At 66.0% G+C, this 19,614-nt stretch carries 14 protein-coding genes and 1 tRNA gene; 7 read left to right on the forward strand and 8 right to left on the reverse strand.

Annotated features, from left to right (window positions below; translation table 11 throughout):
• Window positions 1-3: 3 nt before the first annotated feature.
• A complete protein-coding gene (gene mfd / locus EKM57_RS10625; protein ID WP_129792480.1) occupies window positions 4-3,507 on the forward strand; it encodes a transcription-repair coupling factor in 3,504 nt (1,167 codons plus the stop codon).
• A gap of 81 nt (window positions 3,508-3,588) precedes the next feature.
• On the opposite strand, the gene EKM57_RS10630 is transcribed toward mfd, so the two are convergent.
• Window positions 3,589-5,598: a putative bifunctional diguanylate cyclase/phosphodiesterase gene (locus EKM57_RS10630; RefSeq protein ID WP_371414134.1), complete on the reverse strand. Its 2,010-nt coding sequence runs from the start codon at window positions 5,596-5,598 to the stop codon at window positions 3,589-3,591.
• A 104-nt stretch (window positions 5,599-5,702) separates the two neighbouring features.
• Here EKM57_RS10630 and EKM57_RS10635 point away from each other — a divergent pair, with 104 nt between their 5' ends.
• Together EKM57_RS10635 and EKM57_RS10640 are read left to right on the forward strand one after the other, a co-directional pair.
• Complete coding sequence (locus EKM57_RS10635) at window positions 5,703-6,485, forward strand: NAD kinase (RefSeq protein ID WP_129792482.1); 783 nt, start codon at window positions 5,703-5,705, stop codon at window positions 6,483-6,485.
• A gap of 100 nt (window positions 6,486-6,585) precedes the next feature.
• A tRNA-Asn gene (locus EKM57_RS10640) sits at window positions 6,586-6,660 on the forward strand.
• A 179-nt stretch (window positions 6,661-6,839) separates the two neighbouring features.
• Here the strand turns inward: EKM57_RS10640 and EKM57_RS10645 are convergent.
• Window positions 6,840-7,997 carry a GlxA family transcriptional regulator gene (locus EKM57_RS10645; protein WP_371414135.1) on the reverse strand — a complete coding sequence of 386 codons (1,158 nt, stop codon included), beginning with the start codon at window positions 7,995-7,997 and terminating at the stop codon, window positions 6,840-6,842.
• Between EKM57_RS10645 and EKM57_RS22790 the strand changes: the two genes are divergently transcribed.
• Together EKM57_RS22790 and EKM57_RS10655 are read left to right on the forward strand one after the other, a co-directional pair.
• A complete protein-coding gene (locus EKM57_RS22790; RefSeq protein ID WP_129792484.1) occupies window positions 7,959-8,444 on the forward strand; it encodes an SRPBCC domain-containing protein in 486 nt (161 codons plus the stop codon). The genes EKM57_RS10645 and EKM57_RS22790 overlap by 39 nt on opposite strands.
• Before the next feature lie 106 nt (window positions 8,445-8,550).
• Complete coding sequence (locus tag EKM57_RS10655) at window positions 8,551-9,450, forward strand: arginase family protein (RefSeq protein WP_129792485.1); 900 nt, start codon at window positions 8,551-8,553, stop codon at window positions 9,448-9,450.
• Window positions 9,451-9,463: 13 nt separating this feature from the next.
• On the opposite strand, the gene EKM57_RS10660 is transcribed toward EKM57_RS10655, so the two are convergent.
• Together EKM57_RS10660 and EKM57_RS10665 are read right to left on the reverse strand one after the other, a co-directional pair.
• The gene (locus tag EKM57_RS10660; RefSeq protein ID WP_129792486.1) at window positions 9,464-9,991 is read right to left on the reverse strand and encodes a hypothetical protein; all 528 of its coding nucleotides are present in this window, start codon (window positions 9,989-9,991) and stop codon (window positions 9,464-9,466) included.
• A 17-nt stretch (window positions 9,992-10,008) separates the two neighbouring features.
• A complete protein-coding gene (locus EKM57_RS10665; RefSeq protein WP_129792487.1) occupies window positions 10,009-11,178 on the reverse strand; it encodes a zinc-dependent alcohol dehydrogenase in 1,170 nt (389 codons plus the stop codon).
• A gap of 234 nt (window positions 11,179-11,412) precedes the next feature.
• Between EKM57_RS10665 and EKM57_RS10670 the strand changes: the two genes are divergently transcribed.
• Entirely contained in the window at window positions 11,413-12,039 is a 627-nt protein-coding gene (locus tag EKM57_RS10670; RefSeq protein WP_129792488.1) for a hemerythrin domain-containing protein, read from the forward strand.
• A 92-nt stretch (window positions 12,040-12,131) separates the two neighbouring features.
• On the opposite strand, the gene secA is transcribed toward EKM57_RS10670, so the two are convergent.
• The gene (secA, locus tag EKM57_RS10675) at window positions 12,132-14,855 is read right to left on the reverse strand and encodes a preprotein translocase subunit SecA (protein WP_129792489.1); all 2,724 of its coding nucleotides are present in this window, start codon (window positions 14,853-14,855) and stop codon (window positions 12,132-12,134) included.
• Window positions 14,856-14,950: 95 nt separating this feature from the next.
• On the reverse strand, window positions 14,951-15,247 hold the full coding sequence (locus EKM57_RS10680; RefSeq protein ID WP_129792490.1) for a hypothetical protein: 297 nt from the start codon (window positions 15,245-15,247) through the stop codon (window positions 14,951-14,953).
• Window positions 15,248-15,300: 53 nt separating this feature from the next.
• On the opposite strand from EKM57_RS10680, the gene EKM57_RS10685 reads away from it, so the two are divergent.
• Window positions 15,301-15,744: a GFA family protein gene (locus EKM57_RS10685; protein WP_129792491.1), complete on the forward strand. Its 444-nt coding sequence runs from the start codon at window positions 15,301-15,303 to the stop codon at window positions 15,742-15,744.
• Window positions 15,745-15,768: 24 nt separating this feature from the next.
• On the opposite strand, the gene trxA is transcribed toward EKM57_RS10685, so the two are convergent.
• Window positions 15,769-16,089 (reverse strand): thioredoxin, encoded by a 321-nt coding sequence (gene trxA, locus EKM57_RS10690; protein ID WP_129792492.1) that lies wholly within the window; start codon window positions 16,087-16,089, stop codon window positions 15,769-15,771.
• A gap of 104 nt (window positions 16,090-16,193) precedes the next feature.
• Entirely contained in the window at window positions 16,194-19,607 is a 3,414-nt protein-coding gene (gene addA / locus EKM57_RS10695; RefSeq protein ID WP_129792493.1) for a double-strand break repair helicase AddA, read from the reverse strand.
• Window positions 19,608-19,614: the final 7 nt, after the last annotated feature.

Genomic DNA, 19,614 nt, shown 5'->3' on the forward strand with positions numbered 1-19,614 from the left:
TCCTTGAGCGAACTTCAGAAGATCCTCTCAGCCAGCCGACCGACGACCCTCGCCGGAATACCTGCGGGCTTCCTGCCATGGCTCGCTGCCGACCTCGCGCGCGCCGCTGACCGCCGTGACGGGCGTGCGGTCTTCATCGCGTCGGACGAAGTGGCAATGCGCGCCATCGTCGACGCCGCCCATTATTTCGCCCCGGAGCTCGAGACCCTCGCCTTCCCCGCTTGGGACTGCCTGCCTTACGACCGCGCTTCGCCGTCGCTGCGTTCGACCTCCGAGCGGCTGGCGACGCTTCATGCGCTGCAGCGCAAGCGCGACAAGCCGCAACTGCTCGTCACCACCGTCAACGCAGCTCTGCAGCGGACGCTGACTCCGTTTCGGATCCGGCAACTCGTGGCCCGCCTCGCGCCGGGTGAACGCATCGACCTCGACCGGCTCGCCGCCTTGCTCCAGGCGAACGGCTATTCTCGCACCGATACGGTCGCCGATGCCGGCGAATATGCGGTGCGCGGCGGAATAGTCGATCTCTTCCCCGCCGACGCCGGCCTCGCCGCACAGGCGGATCTGGGCGAACATGCCGGCGAGTTGGCGCTGCGGCTCGATTTCTTCGGCGACGAGGTAGAGAGCGTCCGCCTGTTCGATCCCGCGAGCCAGCGCAGCGTTGGACGGATCGACGGCTTCACGCTCCTGCCCGCCTCCGAGACCCTGCTCGACGAGGCCAGCGTCAAGCGCTTCCGATCGGCCTATCGTGAGATGTTCGGCGCTACGGCTACGGGTGACCCGCTCTATCAGGCGGTCTCCGAGGGCCGCCGGATCGCCGGGATAGACCATTGGCTGCCTCTGTTCGAGGAACGCCTGGTTCCCTTGTTCGACCATCTCTCCGACGGCGATGTCATCGTCCGCGATTCGGGTGCGACCGGCGCGGCGCAAGGCCGGTTCGAGGCGATTGACGACTATTACGAGAATCGCCGCAGGGCGCAGACTTCGGACACCGGCAGCTACAAACCGCTGGCGCCGGGGACGCTCTATCTCGCAAGCGACGAGTGGGAAAAGATCGTGGAGGCGCGCCCACTCCACCTCGTCACGCCGTTTCACGAGCCCGACAGCGCCACTGTGATCGACTTCGAGATCGAGCCGGCTCGCGATTTCGCGCCCGAGCGGACTCAGGGCGGCAACGTCTATGAGGCGGTCGTCAACCACATCGCCGACCTGCGCCGCGCCAAACGCAAGATCGTGCTCGCCAGCTATTCGGGCGGCGCGCGCGAGCGGTTGAAGGGACTGCTTGCCGACCACGGCCTCCGAAAGATCGAAACCGTGGACGATTGGCAGGAAGCGCTTGGCGCCGCTGCCCGAGAGCAGGTCGCCTTGGCCGTCATCCAGCTCGATCACGGCTTCTCGACCCCGGACGTCGCCCTGCTCACCGAACAGGACATGCTCGGCGACCGGCTGGTGCGCCGACGCAAGCGCAAGAAGAGCGCGGAGGCGTTCCTCAGCGAGCTCGCCACCCTCACGCCGGGCGACCTCGTCGTCCATGCCGACCACGGAATCGGCCGCTATGAGGGCCTGACCCAGATACCGGTTCAGAAGGCGCCACACGATTGCGTCGCGCTCGAATATGCGGGGGGCGACAAGCTCTACGTTCCGGTCGAGAATATCGACATATTGTCGCGCTACGGCAGCGAGAGCGACGGCGTTGCGCTCGACCGGCTCGGCGGCGAAGGCTGGCAACGCCGCAAGTCGCGGATGAAGGAGCGCATTCGCGAGATTGCCGGCGAGCTCATCAAGATCGCCGCCGAGCGAGCGCTGCGCCCAGGCGCGGTAGCGGAACCGGACACCGGCTATGCCGCCTTCGCCGACCGGTTCCCCTTCGAGGAGACCGAGGATCAGGATCGGGCGATCGCCGACGTCATCGCCGATCTGGGCGGAGGCAAGCCGATGGACCGGCTGGTCTGCGGCGACGTGGGCTTCGGCAAGACGGAGGTGGCGCTGCGTGCCGCGTTCATCGCCGCCATGTCGGGGCTCCAGGTCGCTCTGATCGCGCCCACGACCCTGCTCGCCCGCCAGCATTTCCAGAACTTCAGGGAACGCTTTCAGGGCTTTCCGATCGAGATCGGCCGCCTCTCCCGGCTGGTGCCCGCCCGCGAGGCGAAGGAGACCAAGGAGGGCGTCAAGGCCGGCAAGATCGACATCGTCATCGGCACCCATGCTCTCCTTGCCAAGGGCGTCGAGTTCAAGAAGCTGGGTCTTGTCATCGTCGACGAGGAGCAGAGGTTCGGAGTCACCCACAAGGAGCGGTTGAAGGCGCTGCGCGCCGACGTTCACGTCCTCACGCTCACCGCCACGCCCATCCCGCGCACCCTGCAGATGGCGATGTCGGGGCTTCGCGAGCTCAGCGTGATCCAGACCCCGCCCGTCGACCGGCTGGCGGTGCGCACCTATGTCATGCCCTGGGATCCGGTCGTGGTCCGCGAGGCCCTGCTGCGGGAGCATTATCGCGGCGGCCAAAGCTTCTTCGTCGTCCCCCGAATCGCCGACCTGCCCGACATCGAGCAATTCCTGCGCGAGGAGGTGCCGGAGGTGCGCTTCGTGGTCGCCCACGGCCAGATGGCGCCGACCGAGGTCGAGGAGCGGATGAGCGCCTTCTACGATCGCAGGTATGAGGTCCTGCTCTCGACGACGATCATCGAGAGCGGGCTCGACATCCCGACCGCCAACACCCTGATCGTGCATCGCGCCGATCGTTTCGGCCTCGCTCAGCTTTACCAGCTCCGCGGCCGGGTAGGCCGAGCGAAGACCCGGGCTTATGCCTATTTCACAACGCCAGCCGACCGGCTGATCACCGAAACCGCCGAAAAGCGGCTGAAGGTGCTCGCCAGCCTGGAGAGCCTCGGGGCCGGTTTCGAGCTCGCCACCCACGACCTGGACATCCGGGGCGCCGGCAACCTGCTCGGCGACGAGCAATCGGGCCATATCAAGGAGGTCGGCTTCGAACTCTACCAGTCGATGCTGGAGGAGGCGATCGTGGAGGCCAAGTCGGGCGGGCTGGCGCAACCGCGGGACCATTTCTCCCCGCAGATCACCGTTGATGCGCCGATCCTCATTCCGGAAGCCTATGTTCCGGACCTCGATCTTCGAATGGGCCTCTACCGTCGGCTCAACGAGCTTGAAAACAAGCAGGAAATCGATTCGTTCGCGGCGGAGATGATCGATCGGTTCGGCAAGCTCTCGACCGAGATGGAGAACCTCCTAAAAGTCATTGAGATCAAACTGAATTGTCGAACAGCCTGCGTCGCCAAGCTCGACGTCGGACCGAAGGGGGCGCTAGTCCACTTCCACAATGACCAGTTTCCCAATCTCGACGCCCTGCTCGCCTATGTCGAGCGGCTGAAGGGCACTGCCAAGCTGCGACCCGACAGCAAGCTCGTCATCAGCCGCGGCTGGGACGATCCGCAGGCACGCCTCAACGGCGCGCTCCAGCTATCCAAGGGGCTCGCCAAACTGCTGTCATGATGGAAGGGACGGGGCGCCATGGCGTCATGCCCACGGACATGAGCCGAACATCCCCGCCCGAGGGCTCGGCATCGCCCCGCGCTAGCTCTCGATGAGCGTCGCAAGGGCCTCGCGGTCCAGCGGCGGGGCGCACAGGAAGCCCTGATAGAGAGTGCAGCCTTCGGCGGCGAGCAAGGCGAGTTGCTCCTCGGTTTCGACCCCTTCGGCGATGACGTCGAGGCCAAGCGAGCGGGCCATGTCGATGACGCTGCGGACCACGATTCGGTCGCGCGTAGATCCGGCAATATCCTGGCTCAACCTCTTGTCGATCTTGAGATAATCGAGCGGAAGCGCCTTCAGGTACGCCAGGCTGGAATAGCCCGTGCCGAAATCGTCGATCGCGACCCTCAGGCCGCCGCCGCGCAGCTGCGCGAGCAAAGCCGCCGCCCCGGCCAGATCCTCGATCAGCCCGCTCTCGGTCACTTCGACCGTCAATCGCTCGGGGGCGAAACCGCTTTCCTCGACCAGGCCGAGGAATATTTGGGCGAAACCCGGTCGGACGATGTCGGCCGCCGTGATGTTCACCGCGAGGCGCAGATGGGCGAGCGCATCGGGCCAGGCGGCCGCGGCGCCGATTGCCCGGCGCTGCACATGGTCGGAGAGCTGGACGATGTAATCGGAGCGCTCGGCGACGCTGAACAGGGTCGAGGCGCCGATCTCGCCATAAGCGGGATGATTCCAGCGCGCCAGTGCCTCGACTCCGACGATCTCGCCGCTGGCGACCGCCACTTGCGGCTGGAACCGTATCTGGATCTCGTCGCGGTCGAGGGCACGGCGCAGGTCGACTTCGAGCCGTTCGCCGCGCGCCGTCTCGCTCTCCGCGCCCTCTTCGAGCACCCGCACCGGTGCGCTTTCCGAGCCCTTCGCCTCGGCGAGCGCGACGCTGGCCCGGCGCAACAGCGCGGCGTCATCGTCCCCCGGCTGGGAGACGGCGACCCCGGCCCGGCTGCCCAAAGTAATGACATGGTCGCCCGACATGAAGGGCCGACCGATGGCCTCCACCAGCTCGCCGGCAAGGAAACGCCCGTCGTCGAGGGTCGCCGGCGCGGAGAGCAGCACTGCAAACTCGGCGCCGGCCATGCGCGCCACGAGGATACGTCGTCCGTCCGGATCGGCGTGGCGCTCGATTCGCCGCGCAGCCGCCTGCAGCACCGCGTCTCCAACGGGCCGGCCGAACGCCGCGTTGATCGCGTCGTAGCGGCTGACCGAGAGGAGGAGGACGACGACCGGGGTGCCGGTCCCGCCCGAAGCGAGCTGCCGGCCGAGCCAGGCGCGCGCGGCGCGGCCGTCGGCGAGGCCGGTGAGCGAGTCACGTCCGCCCGGTCCTCGGCTCCCATCCGGCGCGATCGTCTCGGCTTGGCCGACGATCTCGCCTTGAGGCCGTGCCCGGACATGGTGCGCCATCCGGACCCCGTCCGATTCCAGGTCGGCATGGGCGAAGGCGGTCGCTTCGCCAGTCTTCATCACGCGCGCGACGGCACCACGAGCGGCCCGTCGGCCCTCCGGATCGAGCTTGCGGAACAGCTCCATAAGGCTGATGCGCCGGCCCTCGGTCTCGCCCAGACCCGCCTTCCGGGCCAGCGCCGGACTGAGCTCCACGGTGCGCGAGCCGGGCTGCCAGCGCCAGCTTGCCCCCTCCCCTTTTCCCTCTCCGCCGCTACGCCGCGACGGGCTGCGGCCCACCCGCTCGGCATGGCGCAGCGCGAACTTGAAGGCGTGGATCAATTGCGCCTCGGTGAAGGGGCTGACCAGGAAATGGGTCGCGCCGAACCGGTGCAGCGCCTCGAGCGCGGCGGCATCCTTGCGCGACACCAGGACGAGCAAGGCGGCGGCATTGGCCTCGGCGGCGTCAGCGATTGCCCGCGTCGCCTCGAGGCCCTCCTCCAGCGCGCCGCGCGCGTCGACGACCGCCACCGCGGCGCCCGAGGCGACGAAGCGCGCCTCGGCATGGTCGGCGCGGCGCGCCGCGATGGGTTGCCAGCCGGCGCCTTCGCCGATGCGCGTGAGTTCGTCGCGGTGACGGAAGGAGAGAATGAACAAAGGTGCGGCCATCATCCGGGTCTTGCCCGAACCGCACGCCGACGCCAATCGCCTTCGCTGCGGCTTCCCGTCCTGGTACATTGACGCCCTCATGCCCTGAGCCGTACGCATGGGTCATGAGCGAATGGGCAAACCGACCGATGGCGCTTGTCGCCTCCTCCACCGCGAACGGGCAGGAGGCCGAAGCGCTGCTTCGGTCGCATTACGAATTCGTACCGATCGAGGAGGCGGACCTGATCGTCGCATTGGGGGGCGACGGGTTCATGCTCTACACGCTTCACCGCATGCTCAATCGCGGCCGGGTCTGTCCCGTCTTCGGCATGAACCGAGGCACGGTCGGCTTCCTCATGAACGAGTGGCGCGAGCACGGGTTGGTCGAGCGTGTCGCGCGAGCCCGCGCCTTCACCGTCGCGCCGCTCGAAATGACGGCCGAAACCGTGTCAGGGGCGATCATCAAGCATCACGCCATCAACGAGGTGTCGCTGCTCAGGGAAACCCGGCAGACCGCCAAGATCGAGGTGACGGTCAACAATCGCGTCGTCCTTCCCGAACTCACCTGCGACGGCGTGCTGGTGGCGACGCCGGCCGGTTCGACCGCCTACAACCTGTCCGCCCAGGGCCCGATCCTGCCGCTGAGCTCCAAGCTGGTCGCCCTGACGCCGATCAGCCCGTTCCGGCCGCGACGCTGGCGCGGCGCGCTGATCCCGGATTCCTTGAACATCGGCTTCAGGGTCCTAGATGCCGTCAAGCGGCCGGTCTCGGCCGTGGCGGACCAGCATGAGGTGCGCGACGTGGCCACGGTAGAGGTCTGCGTCGACCGAACCGACACGCTGACCTTGCTGTTCGATCCCGAGCATTCGCTCGACGACCGGATAGCCGCGGAGCAGTTCACGGTTTGAAGCGACTCCCGCAAAAGTCGGAAGCTGCGCGTAGACGCTGCAGCGCTTGCATGGTGCGACAGGGCTGCTATAGGCCCGCCCTGCCTTGGCACGAGGCTGCTCCCCGGTAGCTCAGCGGTAGAGCAACCGGCTGTTAACCGGTTGGTCGATGGTTCGAATCCGTCCCGGGGAGCCACTCTCCTTTTGCAGGCCAGGACGCGGTTCGACGCGCCAACACGCGGTTTTCCCCGAGCAACGATCCGCTCTCATGGCTGACCCCATCGGATGCAGGCGCGCTGCCTAATGCGCCACGGGGGACCAATTCTGCCCGAAGGCCTCAGGGATGGAAAAGCCGGGTTCGAAGCCATTCGGTCCTTACTTCAGCAGACCGCGAATTCGGTTGCGCTGACGGTATTGCGCCGGGGTCACGCCGGCGCGGCGCTTGAACAGCCGCCTGAAGAAGGTCGGATCTTGGTAGCCCACCGCGACGGACACCTCCTCGATGGCTGTGTCCTCGCTTTCGAGCATCTGTTTGGCCTCTTCGATCCTGAGGGCCTGCACATACTCGACCGGCGTATATCCCGTGGCCGCCGAGAAGCGACGCTTGAAGCTGCGCTCTGACAGGCCGGACCGATCAACCATGACGGAGACGGGATTCGGTGTGGAATAATTGTCCACCAGCCACGCCTGAATTCTCGATATGACGGCGTCGCTGTGTTGGCGCGGCCGCGCCATCGACGCGAACGGCAATTGTCCATAGCCACGGTCGCCGAGCAGGAACAGGCGCGCGACCCGGACCGCCTCTTCCTCGCCACAGAAACGGCCGATCAGATACAGGGCCAAGTCCTGCCAAGAAGACGCGCCGCCGGTCGTAATCAGCTGGCCGGCGCGTCCACTGTCGCATAGTATCCGCTCAGGTCGAAACTTGATACTCGGGTAGCGGTCGCGAAAAAGGTCGGCCATGGACCAATGTGATGCCGCTTCGACGCCGTCCAACAAGCCAGCTTCGGCCAGTAGCACGGACCCACTACAGGTCGAGCATACCAGGGAACCATGATCGACGTGGCGGCGTACCCATTCGATTTCCTCAGGCCAACGTCCCTCCGGCGAATCGTTTCGGTTCAGATGGACATCGCAGACGATGACCACATCGGCGCAGTCTCCGCTCAGATCCTGGTCCGGCGTGACACGCAGCCCGTTGCTCGACCGGTACGCTTCGCCATGGCGGGAGACCAGAGACGGGTGAATCGGGCGCGACGATGCCTGGCCATTCCTCCCCGTGTCCCCCAGTACTTCGTGCAGGCCAAAGGCCGCCATCGTTCCGCTTTCCGGCAAGCTTAAGATCGACACACGAAGCGGTAAGGTAGAGGTCGGTCGTCCCGGCATCTTCACCCTTTGGCATAAATGCCCCGAAATCGTCGAGTTGAACTCTACGCCTCGCAAGCGGCTCACGTCATCTTTCGGACGAACTCTCGAAAGCGAAAGGATGGCAGCATGAGCATCGTAGAGGGAACCGTCGATCTGACGAGACATTTCGCCCTGCCCGTCGAGACCGTATTTGCGGCCTGGGCACGTGAACAGGCCCAACTTACCTGGGGTGATCCAGGCGAGGGATGGGAAATGACGTTCGACCAGTTCCGCTTCGCCGTTGGGCACTCCGACGTTTGCCGCTTCGGTCCCGTCGGTGGTCAGCAGTACATCAACGAAGTTCGATATCTCGCAATCGAACCCAGCAAACGAATTGTCTGTACCACCTCGCTCAGTTGCAACGGCCGGGTCAATTTCGCTGGCACGCTCGCCGTAGCGTTCGAAGAAGTGGGTGGCGGGACGCGCATGCGGCTCATGGAGCACGGCCTCTACTTCGACGGCCGGGACGATGTCGCGGGCCATCGTTCCGGCTGGGAAAGTATGCTCGATGCCTTGGGCGAATACCTGACAGCCGACAGTGAACGGTCGTCAGGTGCGCTGGTGGGCGACTGAGCGGCTCGGCGCCGTCTCGCCCGCGTCACGCCTGATCGCCTCGCGACCGCGATGACGGGAACCGCCGGGCCTGCCGCCGCTTTCCTGACGGCGAGGAGAGAGCGTCGTGCATCAGCGCAGCTTTGCGATCGTGGAGGCCCCGTCGATTCTCGGCCTCAGGCCCAGCGGAGTAGAGCATTTGCCGCAGGCGCTGCTGCGGCACGGCCTTGCCCGCAAGCTCGACGCGCGACTGGCGGCGCGGCTCGGCACGCCGCCTTATGACCCGGAGATCGATGCGGAGACGCTCACCCTCAACCCGAGGGCGATCGCCCGATGGTCGCCGCAACTTGCCGACGCGATCGAGGATGTACTCGAACGCAACGAGTTTCCACTGGTCCTTGGCGGCGACTGCTCGATTCTGCTCGGCTCCGCCTTGGCCTTGCGCCGGCGCGGCCGCTATGGGCTGTTGTTCATCGACGGCCATGCCGACTTCTATCAGCCGGAGGCCAACCCCAATGGCGAAGCGGCTTCGATGGAATTGGCCTTCGCGACCGGGAATGGCCCCGCCCTGCTGACGGACCTCGAAGGGCTTGCACCGCTCGTTCGCGAGGAGGACGCCGTCGCGTTCGGCTTCCGCGACATGGAGGAGCAGGCGCAATATGACAGCCAGCCCCTCCCCGACACCCTGAAGGCCTTCGACCTGCCGGCTGTCCGCCGCATGGGGGCAGCCGCTGCGGCGAGGGCCGCGGTGGCCCATCTCACCCGTTCGGAGCTCGACGGCTTCTTCATTCATCTCGACGCCGATTGCCTCGACGACGCCGTCATGCCCGCCGTGGACTATCGGATGCCCGATGGCCTCACGTCCGACGAGTTGTGCAGCATTCTGAGGATCGCGGTCGCCAGCGGAAAGGTGATCGGACTCGAAGTGACGATCTACAATCCGAGCCTCGACGAGGACGGGCAGGCCGGGCGCGTTCTCGAACAAATCCTCGTCGAATGCCTGCGTGACAGCGGGCCATCAGCCTGACCGCTGGTCCAAGTCACTGGGCTGGAACCGGCTCCCCTTCCCGCGCTTCCTGCCTCCCGCCGCGGCCGCCTGCCGCCGGGCTGCGACTCTTGGGAAAGCCGCTCCGGTCGGAATAATCGCGCTGCTCCCCTTTGGCCCGACTCCGCTCGGAGCCGAGACGCGCCGCGATCACCGTATCGACGGCTAGGAATCCCACCAATGCTGCGAGGCCGATGGCGACATTACGCCTTCGGCCCTCGTCCGGGCTCCGAAGAGCAGTGGCCAGGGTGCCGATATGGACGACATCGCCCGCCGCGCGCGACCACATGGCCGGAGCGGCGTCGACCGACAGGCTTCCCATACCCGCGAGCAGTTCCTGGGCACCGAAGGCGCGGATGAGGTTCTCCTTGCCTTCGAGACCAAAGGTCCGCGCGATCCGCTCAGGCGCCAACACAAAGGCGGCGGCAAGCCCGAAGCTCGCCCAACCCATCATCCGCGCACCGCGCATGCCCCAGGTCATGCTCCGATCGGCGCGTCCGCCGGACAAAGTCGCTGGATTCATGCCTTCCTCCCTGTTGCTCATGGCTTCAGCACCACCTTGACGCAGCTGTCCTGCTTGTTCCGGAAGGTCCGATACAAGCCGGGTCCCTCCTCGAGCGGCGCGCTGTGGGTGATGACGAAGGAGGGGTCGATCTCGCCCTCCTCGATGCGGCGCGTGAGATCGTCCGTCCAGCGCCGGACGTGGGTCTGTCCCATGCGGAAGGTCAGGCCCTTGTTCATGGCGATGCCGAACGGCACCTTGTCGATGAGGCCGCTATAGACGCCCGGAATGGAGAGGGTGCCGCCACCGCGGCAGACGTAGATCATCTCGCGCAGGACGTGAGCGCGGTCGTTCGCGGTCATCGTCATCTGCTTCATTCGATCCATTACCGAGTCGATATGCGAGGCGGCGTGCGCCTCGAGTCCGACCGCGTCGATGCACTTGTCGGGCCCCTTGCCGCCGGTCAACGCGTCGAGCCGCTCGACCACGCTCTCCTCCTCGAAGTTGATCGTCTCCGCACCGGCGGCCGCGGCCATGCTCAGCCGCTCCTGCAGCCGGTCGATGACGACGACCTGGCGCGCGCCGAGGATGATCGCGCTGCGCACCGCCATCTGGCCGACCGGACCCGCCCCCCACACGGCAACCGTGTCGCTGCGCTCGATCTCGCACTGGACCGCGGCTTGCCAGCCGGTGGGGAAGATGTCGCCGAGGAAGAGCACCTGCTCGTCGGTCAGGCTGTCGGGCACCTTGATGTGGGTGCCGTCGGCGAAGGGGACTCGCAGATATTCGGCCTGTCCGCCCGGATAGCCGCCGGTCAGGTGAGTATAGCCGAACAGGCCGGCGGGCGCGTGGCCGTATAGCTTGTCGGCCATTTCCTTGTTGCGGTTCGACCGCTCGCACAGCGAGAAATTGCCGCGGCGGCATTGGTCGCATTCGTCGCAGTTGATGGTGAACGGGATGACGATCCTGTCGCCCTTGCTGAGCTTGCTGACGCCGCGACCGACCTCCACCACCTCGCCCATCATCTCGTGGCCCACGATGTCGCCGGGCATCATCGCCGGGATGAGATTATGAAAGAGATGGAGATCGGAACCGCAGATCGCGCAACTCGTCACCTTTATGATCGCGTCGCGATCATCCTCGATCTCGGGATCGGGAACGGTCTCATGGCGTATGTCTTCCTTGCCGTGCCATACGAGCGCTTTCACGATCCTCTCTCCCTGTGTTGGAATTCCGATCGACCCCGAACGCGCGAAAGGGGTGCGTCGGCCCGCAGCTTTTCAGTCATCGGACGCAGCGCCCGCACGGCTGGGCGCAGCCATTTGTTGCGTCAGAGAAACAGTTTCTTTTTCAATCGCTTGCCGGAGCCGAAACAGGTTGTGCCGCTGGAACATTTGAAGCCTCCGAACGGTTTGGGAGCGAAACGTTGAAGGAGGCAAAGGATGGCCACGACCAAGGGACGTTCCAGGACAAATCAGAAGCAGACCGGCGGCGAAGCGAACGGCGCGAACCGCTCCGCCTTCCATTGGGGCGGCGGCCAGACTGGCGCGCTAGCGGCGGCCGCCGTGGCCGGAGCGGCGGTTGGGCTGGCGGCCAATTACGGCCGCAAGTTCCTCGTTCAGGGAATGGGCGGCCACGACTGGATCGACGCGCTCAAGACCGAGCATCAGATGGTGCTCGCCATCTTCGACAAGATCGAGGCGACCAGCGACGAGCAAACCAGCGCGCGCACGCATCTGCTGATGAAGCTGAAATATGCGCTCGACAAGCATGCGGTCGAGGAGGAGAACGTCATCTATCCGGCATTGCGAGAAGCCAATAGCGCGCACGATGCCGACGCGCTCAATGCCGAACATGGCTATGTGAAGACCTACCTATATGAACTCGAAACGATGCCAAAGGACAGCCCCGACTGGCTGGCGCGGGTTCGCGATTTCCGCTCGATGATTCAAGAGCATATGCGCATGGAGGAGGAAGAGGTCTTCCCCAAGTTCCGCAATGCGCTGTCCGAGGACCAGAACGCGAAGCTCAGCGCGAGAATGAACAAGGAAGGCCTCAAGATGGCCTGATCCGCTCGGATCTCACGCAAGAAAACGGCGCCGCTCTCCATGGGAGCGGCGCCGTTTCTCATTCTTCCTTCCCCTCGCCATCGGCGAGGCGCTCAGGCCACCGCGCCGTGGCAGTGCTTGTACTTTCGACCGGAACCGCACGGACAGGGCGCATTGCGGCTCGCCGGCGGCGGCACCTCGTCCTGAGAGGTCGCCGTGGCCGGCATCTCGCCGGTGAGCAACGGCGGGAGGCGCGATAGGATGGTCCCTGTCGCGGCGTCGACGTCCGCGGTGTCGTCGTCACCGGTGAACGGATCGATGTGCTGCGTGACGAAGTCCGGCATCGGCGGAAGCTCGTCGGGCATCGCGAAGCGTGCCCGGGCGAGCGTCCCGGTCACGTCCTCACGGATCGCGCCGAGCATCCGCTCGAACATCACGAACGCCTCCCGTTTGTATTCGTCGATCGGCTTCTTCTGCGCATAAGCGCGCAGATGCACGACCTGGCGCAGAGCATCGAGCATCGACAGATGCTCCTTCCAGTGATGGTCGAGCGACTGGAGCAGGATGCTCTTTTCGATCTGGATCCACTCTTCCTGCGAGACCTGGGTGACCTTCTCCGCGATCTGCTCGTCGGCCAGCGTCTGGAGCCGCTCGACGAACATCTCCGGATCGACCGCTTCCTCCTTGACCCAGTCGTCGAATGGCGGGGACAGGCCGAAAACCGCCTCGACCCGCTCCTTGAGAAGCGGAATGTCCCACTGCTCGGGATAGGAATTGGGCGGGATCGCCTCCCCCACCAGGGCGTTCACCGTTTCCGTCCGCATGTCCTCTACGACGTCGCCGACCGTCTCGGCATCCATGATGTCGGCGCGCTGCTCGTATATGACCTTGCGCTGGTCGTTCATCACGTCATCATATTCGACGACCTGCTTGCGGACGTCGTAGTTGCGCGCCTCGACCTTCTTCTGGGCCGTTTCGATCGCCTTGGAGATCCACGGGCTGATGATCGCCTCGCCGTCGGCGAGATTCTTGTTCATGAGCCGCGAGAACATGGTCTGCGGTCCGAAGATGCGCAGCAGGTCGTCGTCGAGGCTGAGGTAGAAGCGCGACAGCCCAGGGTCGCCCTGGCGGCCCGAGCGGCCGCGCAGCTGGTTGTCGATGCGCCGGCTCTCGTGGCGTTCGGTGCCTAGGACGAAAAGGCCGCCGGCGGCGATCACCTTCTCCCGCTCTTCGGCGACCTCGTGGCGGATTCGCTCGATCGCGGCGTCCTTCTCAGGACCTTCCTCCATTCCTCCAAGTTCGTCCTGAATGCGGAATTCGGCATTGCCGCCAAGCTGGATGTCGGTGCCCCGGCCCGCCATGTTGGTGGCGATGGTGACGGCGCCGAGCCGGCCCGCCTGAGCCACGATATGGGCCTCCTGCTCGTGATAGCGGGCGTTCAGCACCTCGTGCCTGACCTTCGAGCGCTTGAGATATTCGGAAAGGAGCTCCGATTTCTCGATGGACACGGTGCCGACCAGGACCGGCTGCCCGATCGCCTGCTTCTCCTCGATTCCCTTCACGATCGCGGCGAACTTGTCCTCCTGGTTCTTGTAGAACTCGTCATCCTCGTCGATGCGGCTCACCGGCTTGTGGGTCGGAATCGTGACCACGTTCATCTTGTAGATGTCGAAGAATTCGGCCGCCTCGGTGGCCGCCGTTCCGGTCATGCCCGAAAGCTTCGGATACATGCGGAAGTAGTTCTGGAAGGTGATCGAGGCGAGGGTCTGGTTCTCCGGCTCGATATCGACGCCTTCTTTTGCCTCCACGGCCTGGTGCAGACCTTCTGACCAGCGCCGGCCTTCCATCATGCGTCCCGTGAAGGGGTCGATGATGATCACCTTCCCCTCCTTGACGATGTAATCGATGTCCGCGCGATAGGCGACGTTCGCCCTCAGCGCCTGGTTGAGGTGGTGAACCACCTGCGTATTCTCGTAATCGTAGAGGTTCGAACCGAAGAGCAGCCCTTCCGCCTCGAGAAGGCGCTCCATCCGCTCCGTCCCATCCTCGGTGAGGAGGACGCGCTTGTCCTTCTCGTCATACTCGTAATCGTCGGGAGAGATCTCCTTCACGATCCGGTCGAGGGCGAGATAGAGCTCGGACTTGTCGTCAGTCGGACCCGAGATGATCAGTGGCGTGCGGGCCTCGTCGATCAGGATCGAGTCCACCTCGTCGACGATGGCGAAGTTGAAAGGCCGCTGCACCATGTGGCCGCGGTCATACTTCATGTTGTCGCGCAGATAGTCGAAGCCGAACTCGTTGTTCGTGCCGTAGGTGATGTCGGAATGATAGGCGGCACGGCGCTGCGCATCGGCCAGGTTGGGAATGATGACCCCGACGCTGAGACCGAGGAAGCGATAGACCTGGCCCATCCAATCGGCATCGCGACGGGCGAGATAATCGTTGACGGTGACGACATGGACGCCCTTGCCGCCCAGAGCGTTCAAATAGACCGCGAGGGTTGCGACAAGCGTCTTGCCCTCGCCGGTTCGCATCTCCGCGATCTCGCCGCGATGGAGGACGATGCCGCCGATGAGCTGCACGTCATAATGGCGTTGCCCGAGGGTGCGCACCGCCGCCTCGCGCACCGTGGCGAAGGCTTCGGGGAGGATGTCGTCCAGGCTCGCCCCGTTCTCAAGCCGATTCTTGAAGATCGCGGTCTGGTTCCTGAGCTCGTCGTCGGTCATTGCCGAGATGGTCGCCTCGAGCCCGTTGATCTGCTCGACGATCTTCCTGAGCGAACGGACGTAGCGATCGTTGGACGATCCGAAGATGGTTTTGGCAAATCCGCCGAACATGTTGGATTCCTGATCTTAAATGGGAGCGCCGGCCAGGAGCCGGAGCCGTGAAACGGGCGTGCGGGCGGCCGACCGGATCCCGGCCAGCCAGTGCCTCACTCGATCAGCCGGTCCGCATAGAGGGGAATTGCGTCCGCGAGCGCGAAGTCGGGGAGCGGAGGAAGATCGTTCCCCGGCGCCGCATTCTCCGGAACGTACACGGCTGTCGGCGCTGCCCGCTCCTCGACGACGGCGGCGGCGAGATGCGCGCCCACCGTCGTTTCGGCTCCATGAATCCGCCCCTCGGGCCCGCTCGCCGAAAAAGCGCCGGTGACGGCGCTCAGCATAGCGGAGAGGATGAGCAGCAATTCCATGGTCAGTGGGACATAGTGAGCGCAGCCGCGCAGGTCCATGCCCCCCGCCCCGGCGCGTTGAATATTCCGCCCGGCCGGCCTAGGGCTCGGCCATGGACAGGCAGGGTTGCGGCGGCTGCGCTTGCGGCGCCGTGCGCTACGAACTGAAGAGCGACCCGTTCGACGCCGGCTGGTGCCACTGCCGCATCTGCCAACTCAATTCGGGCGCGCCCGCAATGGCTTTCGCCAGCGTTCCGATCGGCGACTTCGCATTCGTGACCGGAGAGGATCAGGTCAGGACCTTCAAGTCGAGCGACTTCGGCCGCCGCCTTTTCTGCGGTGCATGCGGCACGCCGATCCTCATGCGCGTCGACCATCAGCCCGAGACGGTGGACTTCAGCATTGCGACTTTGGACGATCCAGATGCCGTGCCGCCCGGTTTCCACATATTCCATGCCAGCCGCATCGCCTGGTTCGAGACGAAGGACGACCGCCCGCGCCACGAGCGTTTTCGCCCGGATACCAGGGGATTGGAGGGAACGGACCCGCCAGGTTAGGAAGACCCCGCGAAGCGTCAGGCCTCAGAGCTGCTCTTCAAGCCAGCCCTGAATGCGGCTCTTCGGCTCCGCGCCCACCTTGGTCGCGGCAGGCTGGCCGTTCTTGAACAGGATCATCGTCGGAATGCCTCGCACGCCATATTTGGTCGGGGCATCGGGATTCTCGTCGATGTTGAGCTTGACGATGGAGACTCTCTCGCCGAGTTCGTCGCTCAGCTCCTCCAGTGCCGGAGCAATCATCCGGCACGGGCCGCACCATTCCGCCCAGAAGTCGACCAGGACCGGCTGGGAAGCGCTGAGAACCTCCTGCTGAAAGGAGGCGTCGGTGACGGACTTGGTGGCCATGAGCTGCTCCGCTGAAAGTGTCTAGGGCGATGTAGGGCGCGCCGGTCGGACGCTCAACCTCCGGGTTGCGTGGAAAAGCCGATCACAGTCATCGCCCCCGCGCGTCAGGCGCCGGTCGGCCGGTGCGCATCGAGCAGGGCGTCGGGCAGCAGGTGCAGCGCCGGCCCAGCGGTGTAGAGCAAGGCGGCCTCCACTCTCCGGCCGGGGAAGATGACCCGCAGCGCTTCTCGATAGGCCGACATCTGGCGCAGGTGCGCAGCGGGGATCTGTTCCGGCCCGTCCGGAACGCTCCGGCCCGTCTTGAAGTCGGCCACCATGATCCGATCGTCGTCGACGAGCAGCCGGTCCACCGTTCCGGAAACCACGATGCCGCTCGCGATCACCGCGGCCAGAGGGGCTTCGGCGAGCGCGCCGGGACCGAACAAGGCGGCAAAACGGGGATCCTCGACGATCAGGCAAGCATCTTCGACGAGCGCCCGCCGCAGGTCCGGCTCGGCGACGCCGGCGGAATGCTCCAGCCAGCGATCGGCGAGTTCCCGGCGCCGGGCCGGCTCGGTAACGGGCAGCCGCTCGAACAAGGCATGGAGCAGCCGGCCGCGGCGGGCTGCGTCGCGTTGATCCGGTCTGGGCGGAGGATAAGGAACATCGTCATCGCCGGGAGCGGAAGGTGCCAATGGACGCGGCGGGCGCTCCTCGGCCGGCGCCGGCCGAATGAGCCATGAAGGAAGGACCACATTGTCGGCCGGAGCCGCCGCGCCGGATATTCCGGCGCCTTCCACGAGGCCGAAACGCATTTCTCGCGTCCAGCGGGCGCCAAGATCCCAGTCGCAGCCCAAGCCGACGAGCGCATTCTCGACGGCGCGAAACCAGCTCGCCGCCGGCGGCCCTTCCCGATCGCGCGCGCCGAGCGTGCCGCCGACGTAGAGCCTTTCCTCGGCCCGGGTCAGCGCGACGTAGAGCAGGCGCCAATGCTCCTCCCGATCGAGCCGATCCTGGGCCTCCACCTGCGATTTGAGCGGCTCCACGAGCTCGTCCTTGCGCGGACGGAAGACCGGGATGGGCGGCCCCTCCTCGGCCAGCGACAGAGTCGTGAAGCGGCCGCCCGGCCCGTTGCGCGAGCGGTCCGGATCGGCGCACGCATCGGCAAGGACGACGACCGGCGACTGGAGCCCCTTGGAACCGTGGACGGTCATGACACGCACGGCATCCTGCGGCCCGGACGGGTCGCGGACGATCTCGACATCGCCGCGCGCAAACCAGTCCAGGAAGGCTTGGAGCGACGACGTGCCGGTGCTTTCATAGTCCAGCACGGACGAGAGCAGCTCCTCGATCGGGTCGCGCGCCTCGACTCCGAGCCGCTCGAGGAGCCGCCTGCGGCCATCGAGCGGTCCCGACAGCAGCGTCTCGAAGAAGGCGTGCGGCGTCGCGAAATCGGCCATGGCGAGGATCGACTGAAGACCGGCGAGCGTCTCGCGTGGAGTGGCCGGATCCTGGCGCAGCCGGGGCCAGAGTGGCCCGGTCCGTCCGGCGGCTGCTGCGTGAAGCTGGTCCTGGCTCCACCCGAACAGCGGCGAAACCAGCAAGGCAGCCAGATTGAGATCGTCGAGCGGCTGGACAGCGAAGCGCGCTGCGGCCAGCAGGTCCTGGACGGCGAGCGGTGCGGAAAGGAGCAAGCGGTCCACACCCGCCACCGGGACGCCCTCGGCATGGAGCCGGGCCACGAGCAAGGAGGCCAGATCTCCCCGGCGCCGGACCAGGATCAATATGTCCTCGGGCCGCACCGGGCGCCCGCGGCAATGAAGGTGGAAGGGTCGATCGAGCCAGGCCTTTACCTGCTGCGCCAGGCGGCTCGCATAGCGGCGAACCGTATCGCTGACCCAGCCTTCCTCCCCAAGTTCCTCCTCGTCGCCTGCTTCGTCGGAAAAGGGCAGCCACAAGGTCACGGAGCCGGCACGTCCGGCATGATGGCTCTCGTGCGGATTGGGCGGGCGCGGAAGACCGAGCGCCCGGTGGCCGAGGTCGGCGAGTATCCGGTCCACGACCGCCAGGATCTGCGGCGAGGAGCGAAAGCTTCGGTCGACCGACAGATCGAGGAAATCGCGCTGCACAGCTTTCGCTTCGCGGACGAACCAGGCCCGCGCGAGGTCGAAGCTCTCCGGATCGGTGCCTTGGAAGCCGAAGATCGCCTGCTTGTAGTCGCCGACGGTGAAGATGCTGCGCCGGCTGGACCGGGCTCCTTCGCCGGCGAAATATTCGAGGCTGATGGCCCGGACGATGTTCCACTGACGCTCGTTCGTGTCTTGCGCCTCGTCGACCAGGATGTGGTCGGTCTGTTGGTCGAGCTTGTAACGCACCCATTCGCTGATGCCGGACGTGAGCAGCAATGCCTCGGCCCGACGGATGAGGTCGTCAAAGTCGACCACGCCGGCGGCCCGCTTCGCCTCCCCATAAGTGCGCGCGAAGGCCTGGCCGGCGCGAAGCCCGGCGGCAAGCCCCCCCACCATCGCGGCGGCGGCGCGCATCGACGTGAGGCGCCGGCAGCAGGCGATCAAACGTTCGGCAAGCGCCTGATAGTCCGGCGCCACCTTGAGCAGGCCGGGCTGGGGCTTGCGCGGGTCGCCGGCCCGGGTGAGCAGGATTGCGGAAAGATCTGCCAGGGTCTCGCCGCGCCCGGCTTCGTCGCGTGCCAGCCAGGCGGCGATCGTGTCGCAAGCCTTGAGGCCCGTCGCAGTTCCCCAGGCTCGGTTGGCGCCGGCGAGGCGGCGCAGAGCGTCCATCTCGAACAGGGCGTCGCCGCACGAGCGCGCGATGGACTCCTCGATATCGCCGACCGGGAGACCGAATGCCTGGCGCAGGCGTGCCTCGATGCCTTCCCGAGGCCCGAGCGATTCCAAAGCCACCGGCGCCCTTGCGCAGGCCATGAGGAAGGCCTCGGCGCCCCCCTCCCCCAATCTGAGGCTCAGCGCCTGTACGTCGCGCACCAGCCCCAGATCGCCCTGCCGCTCCGCCCCGACGAGCAGGTCGGCGAGCGTGGAACGGGCGAGCAACTGCTCCTCGCGCCCCTCCAGCGGCCGGAAGCCGGGCATCAGCCCGGCCTCGGCGGGAAAGGCGGCGAGAAGGCTTTGCGCGAAGGCGTGGATGGTCTGGATGCGCAGGCCGCCGCCCGTCGCCTCCAGTACCGCGGCAAACAGGGTCCGGGCCCGAGCCCGCATATCGGGTCCCGGATCCTCGTCGAGAGCAAGCAGCTCGCGGCCGAGCTCGGCATCCTTCAGCCTCACCCAATGTGCGAGCCGGGCGTGGATTCGCTCGGCCATTTCGGCGGCGCCCGCCTTGGTGAAGGTGAGGCAGAGGATCGAGGCGGGATCGACGCCGGCGAGCAGCAGCCGCAACACGCGCGCGGTGAGAACGTGGGTCTTGCCGGTGCCGGCCGAGGCCGACAGCGCCGCATGCTCACGCGGGCTGGAGGCACGGAGCTGATCGCCCTGGAGCGGAGCGAGCGGGCGAAGGCGGCGGGTCATTCTGGCG

The sequence above is a fragment of the Sphingosinicella sp. CPCC 101087 genome (genome assembly GCF_004151485.1).
In the GTDB taxonomy this organism is placed as follows: domain Bacteria; phylum Pseudomonadota; class Alphaproteobacteria; order Sphingomonadales; family Sphingomonadaceae; genus Allosphingosinicella.

What these genes read in the sequence shown, in the direction of transcription:
- EKM57_RS10630 (WP_371414134.1), bottom strand. Translation starts at nt 5,598, where the DNA reads ATGGCCGCACCTTTGTTCATTCTCTCCTTCCGTCACCGCGACGAACTC.
- EKM57_RS10635 (WP_129792482.1), top strand. Translation starts at nt 5,703, where the DNA reads ATGAGCGAATGGGCAAACCGACCGATGGCGCTTGTCGCCTCCTCCACC.
- EKM57_RS22790 (WP_129792484.1), top strand. Translation starts at nt 7,959, where the DNA reads ATGAGCATCGTAGAGGGAACCGTCGATCTGACGAGACATTTCGCCCTG.
- EKM57_RS10645 (WP_371414135.1), bottom strand. Translation starts at nt 7,997, where the DNA reads ATGTCTCGTCAGATCGACGGTTCCCTCTACGATGCTCATGCTGCCATC.
- EKM57_RS10660 (WP_129792486.1), bottom strand. Translation starts at nt 9,991, where the DNA reads ATGAATCCAGCGACTTTGTCCGGCGGACGCGCCGATCGGAGCATGACC.
- EKM57_RS10670 (WP_129792488.1), top strand. Translation starts at nt 11,413, where the DNA reads ATGGCCACGACCAAGGGACGTTCCAGGACAAATCAGAAGCAGACCGGC.
- secA (WP_129792489.1), bottom strand. Translation starts at nt 14,855, where the DNA reads ATGTTCGGCGGATTTGCCAAAACCATCTTCGGATCGTCCAACGATCGC.
- EKM57_RS10680 (WP_129792490.1), bottom strand. Translation starts at nt 15,247, where the DNA reads ATGGACCTGCGCGGCTGCGCTCACTATGTCCCACTGACCATGGAATTG.
- EKM57_RS10685 (WP_129792491.1), top strand. Translation starts at nt 15,301, where the DNA reads ATGGACAGGCAGGGTTGCGGCGGCTGCGCTTGCGGCGCCGTGCGCTAC.
- trxA (WP_129792492.1), bottom strand. Translation starts at nt 16,089, where the DNA reads ATGGCCACCAAGTCCGTCACCGACGCCTCCTTTCAGCAGGAGGTTCTC.
- addA (WP_129792493.1), bottom strand. Translation starts at nt 19,607, where the DNA reads ATGACCCGCCGCCTTCGCCCGCTCGCTCCGCTCCAGGGCGATCAGCTC.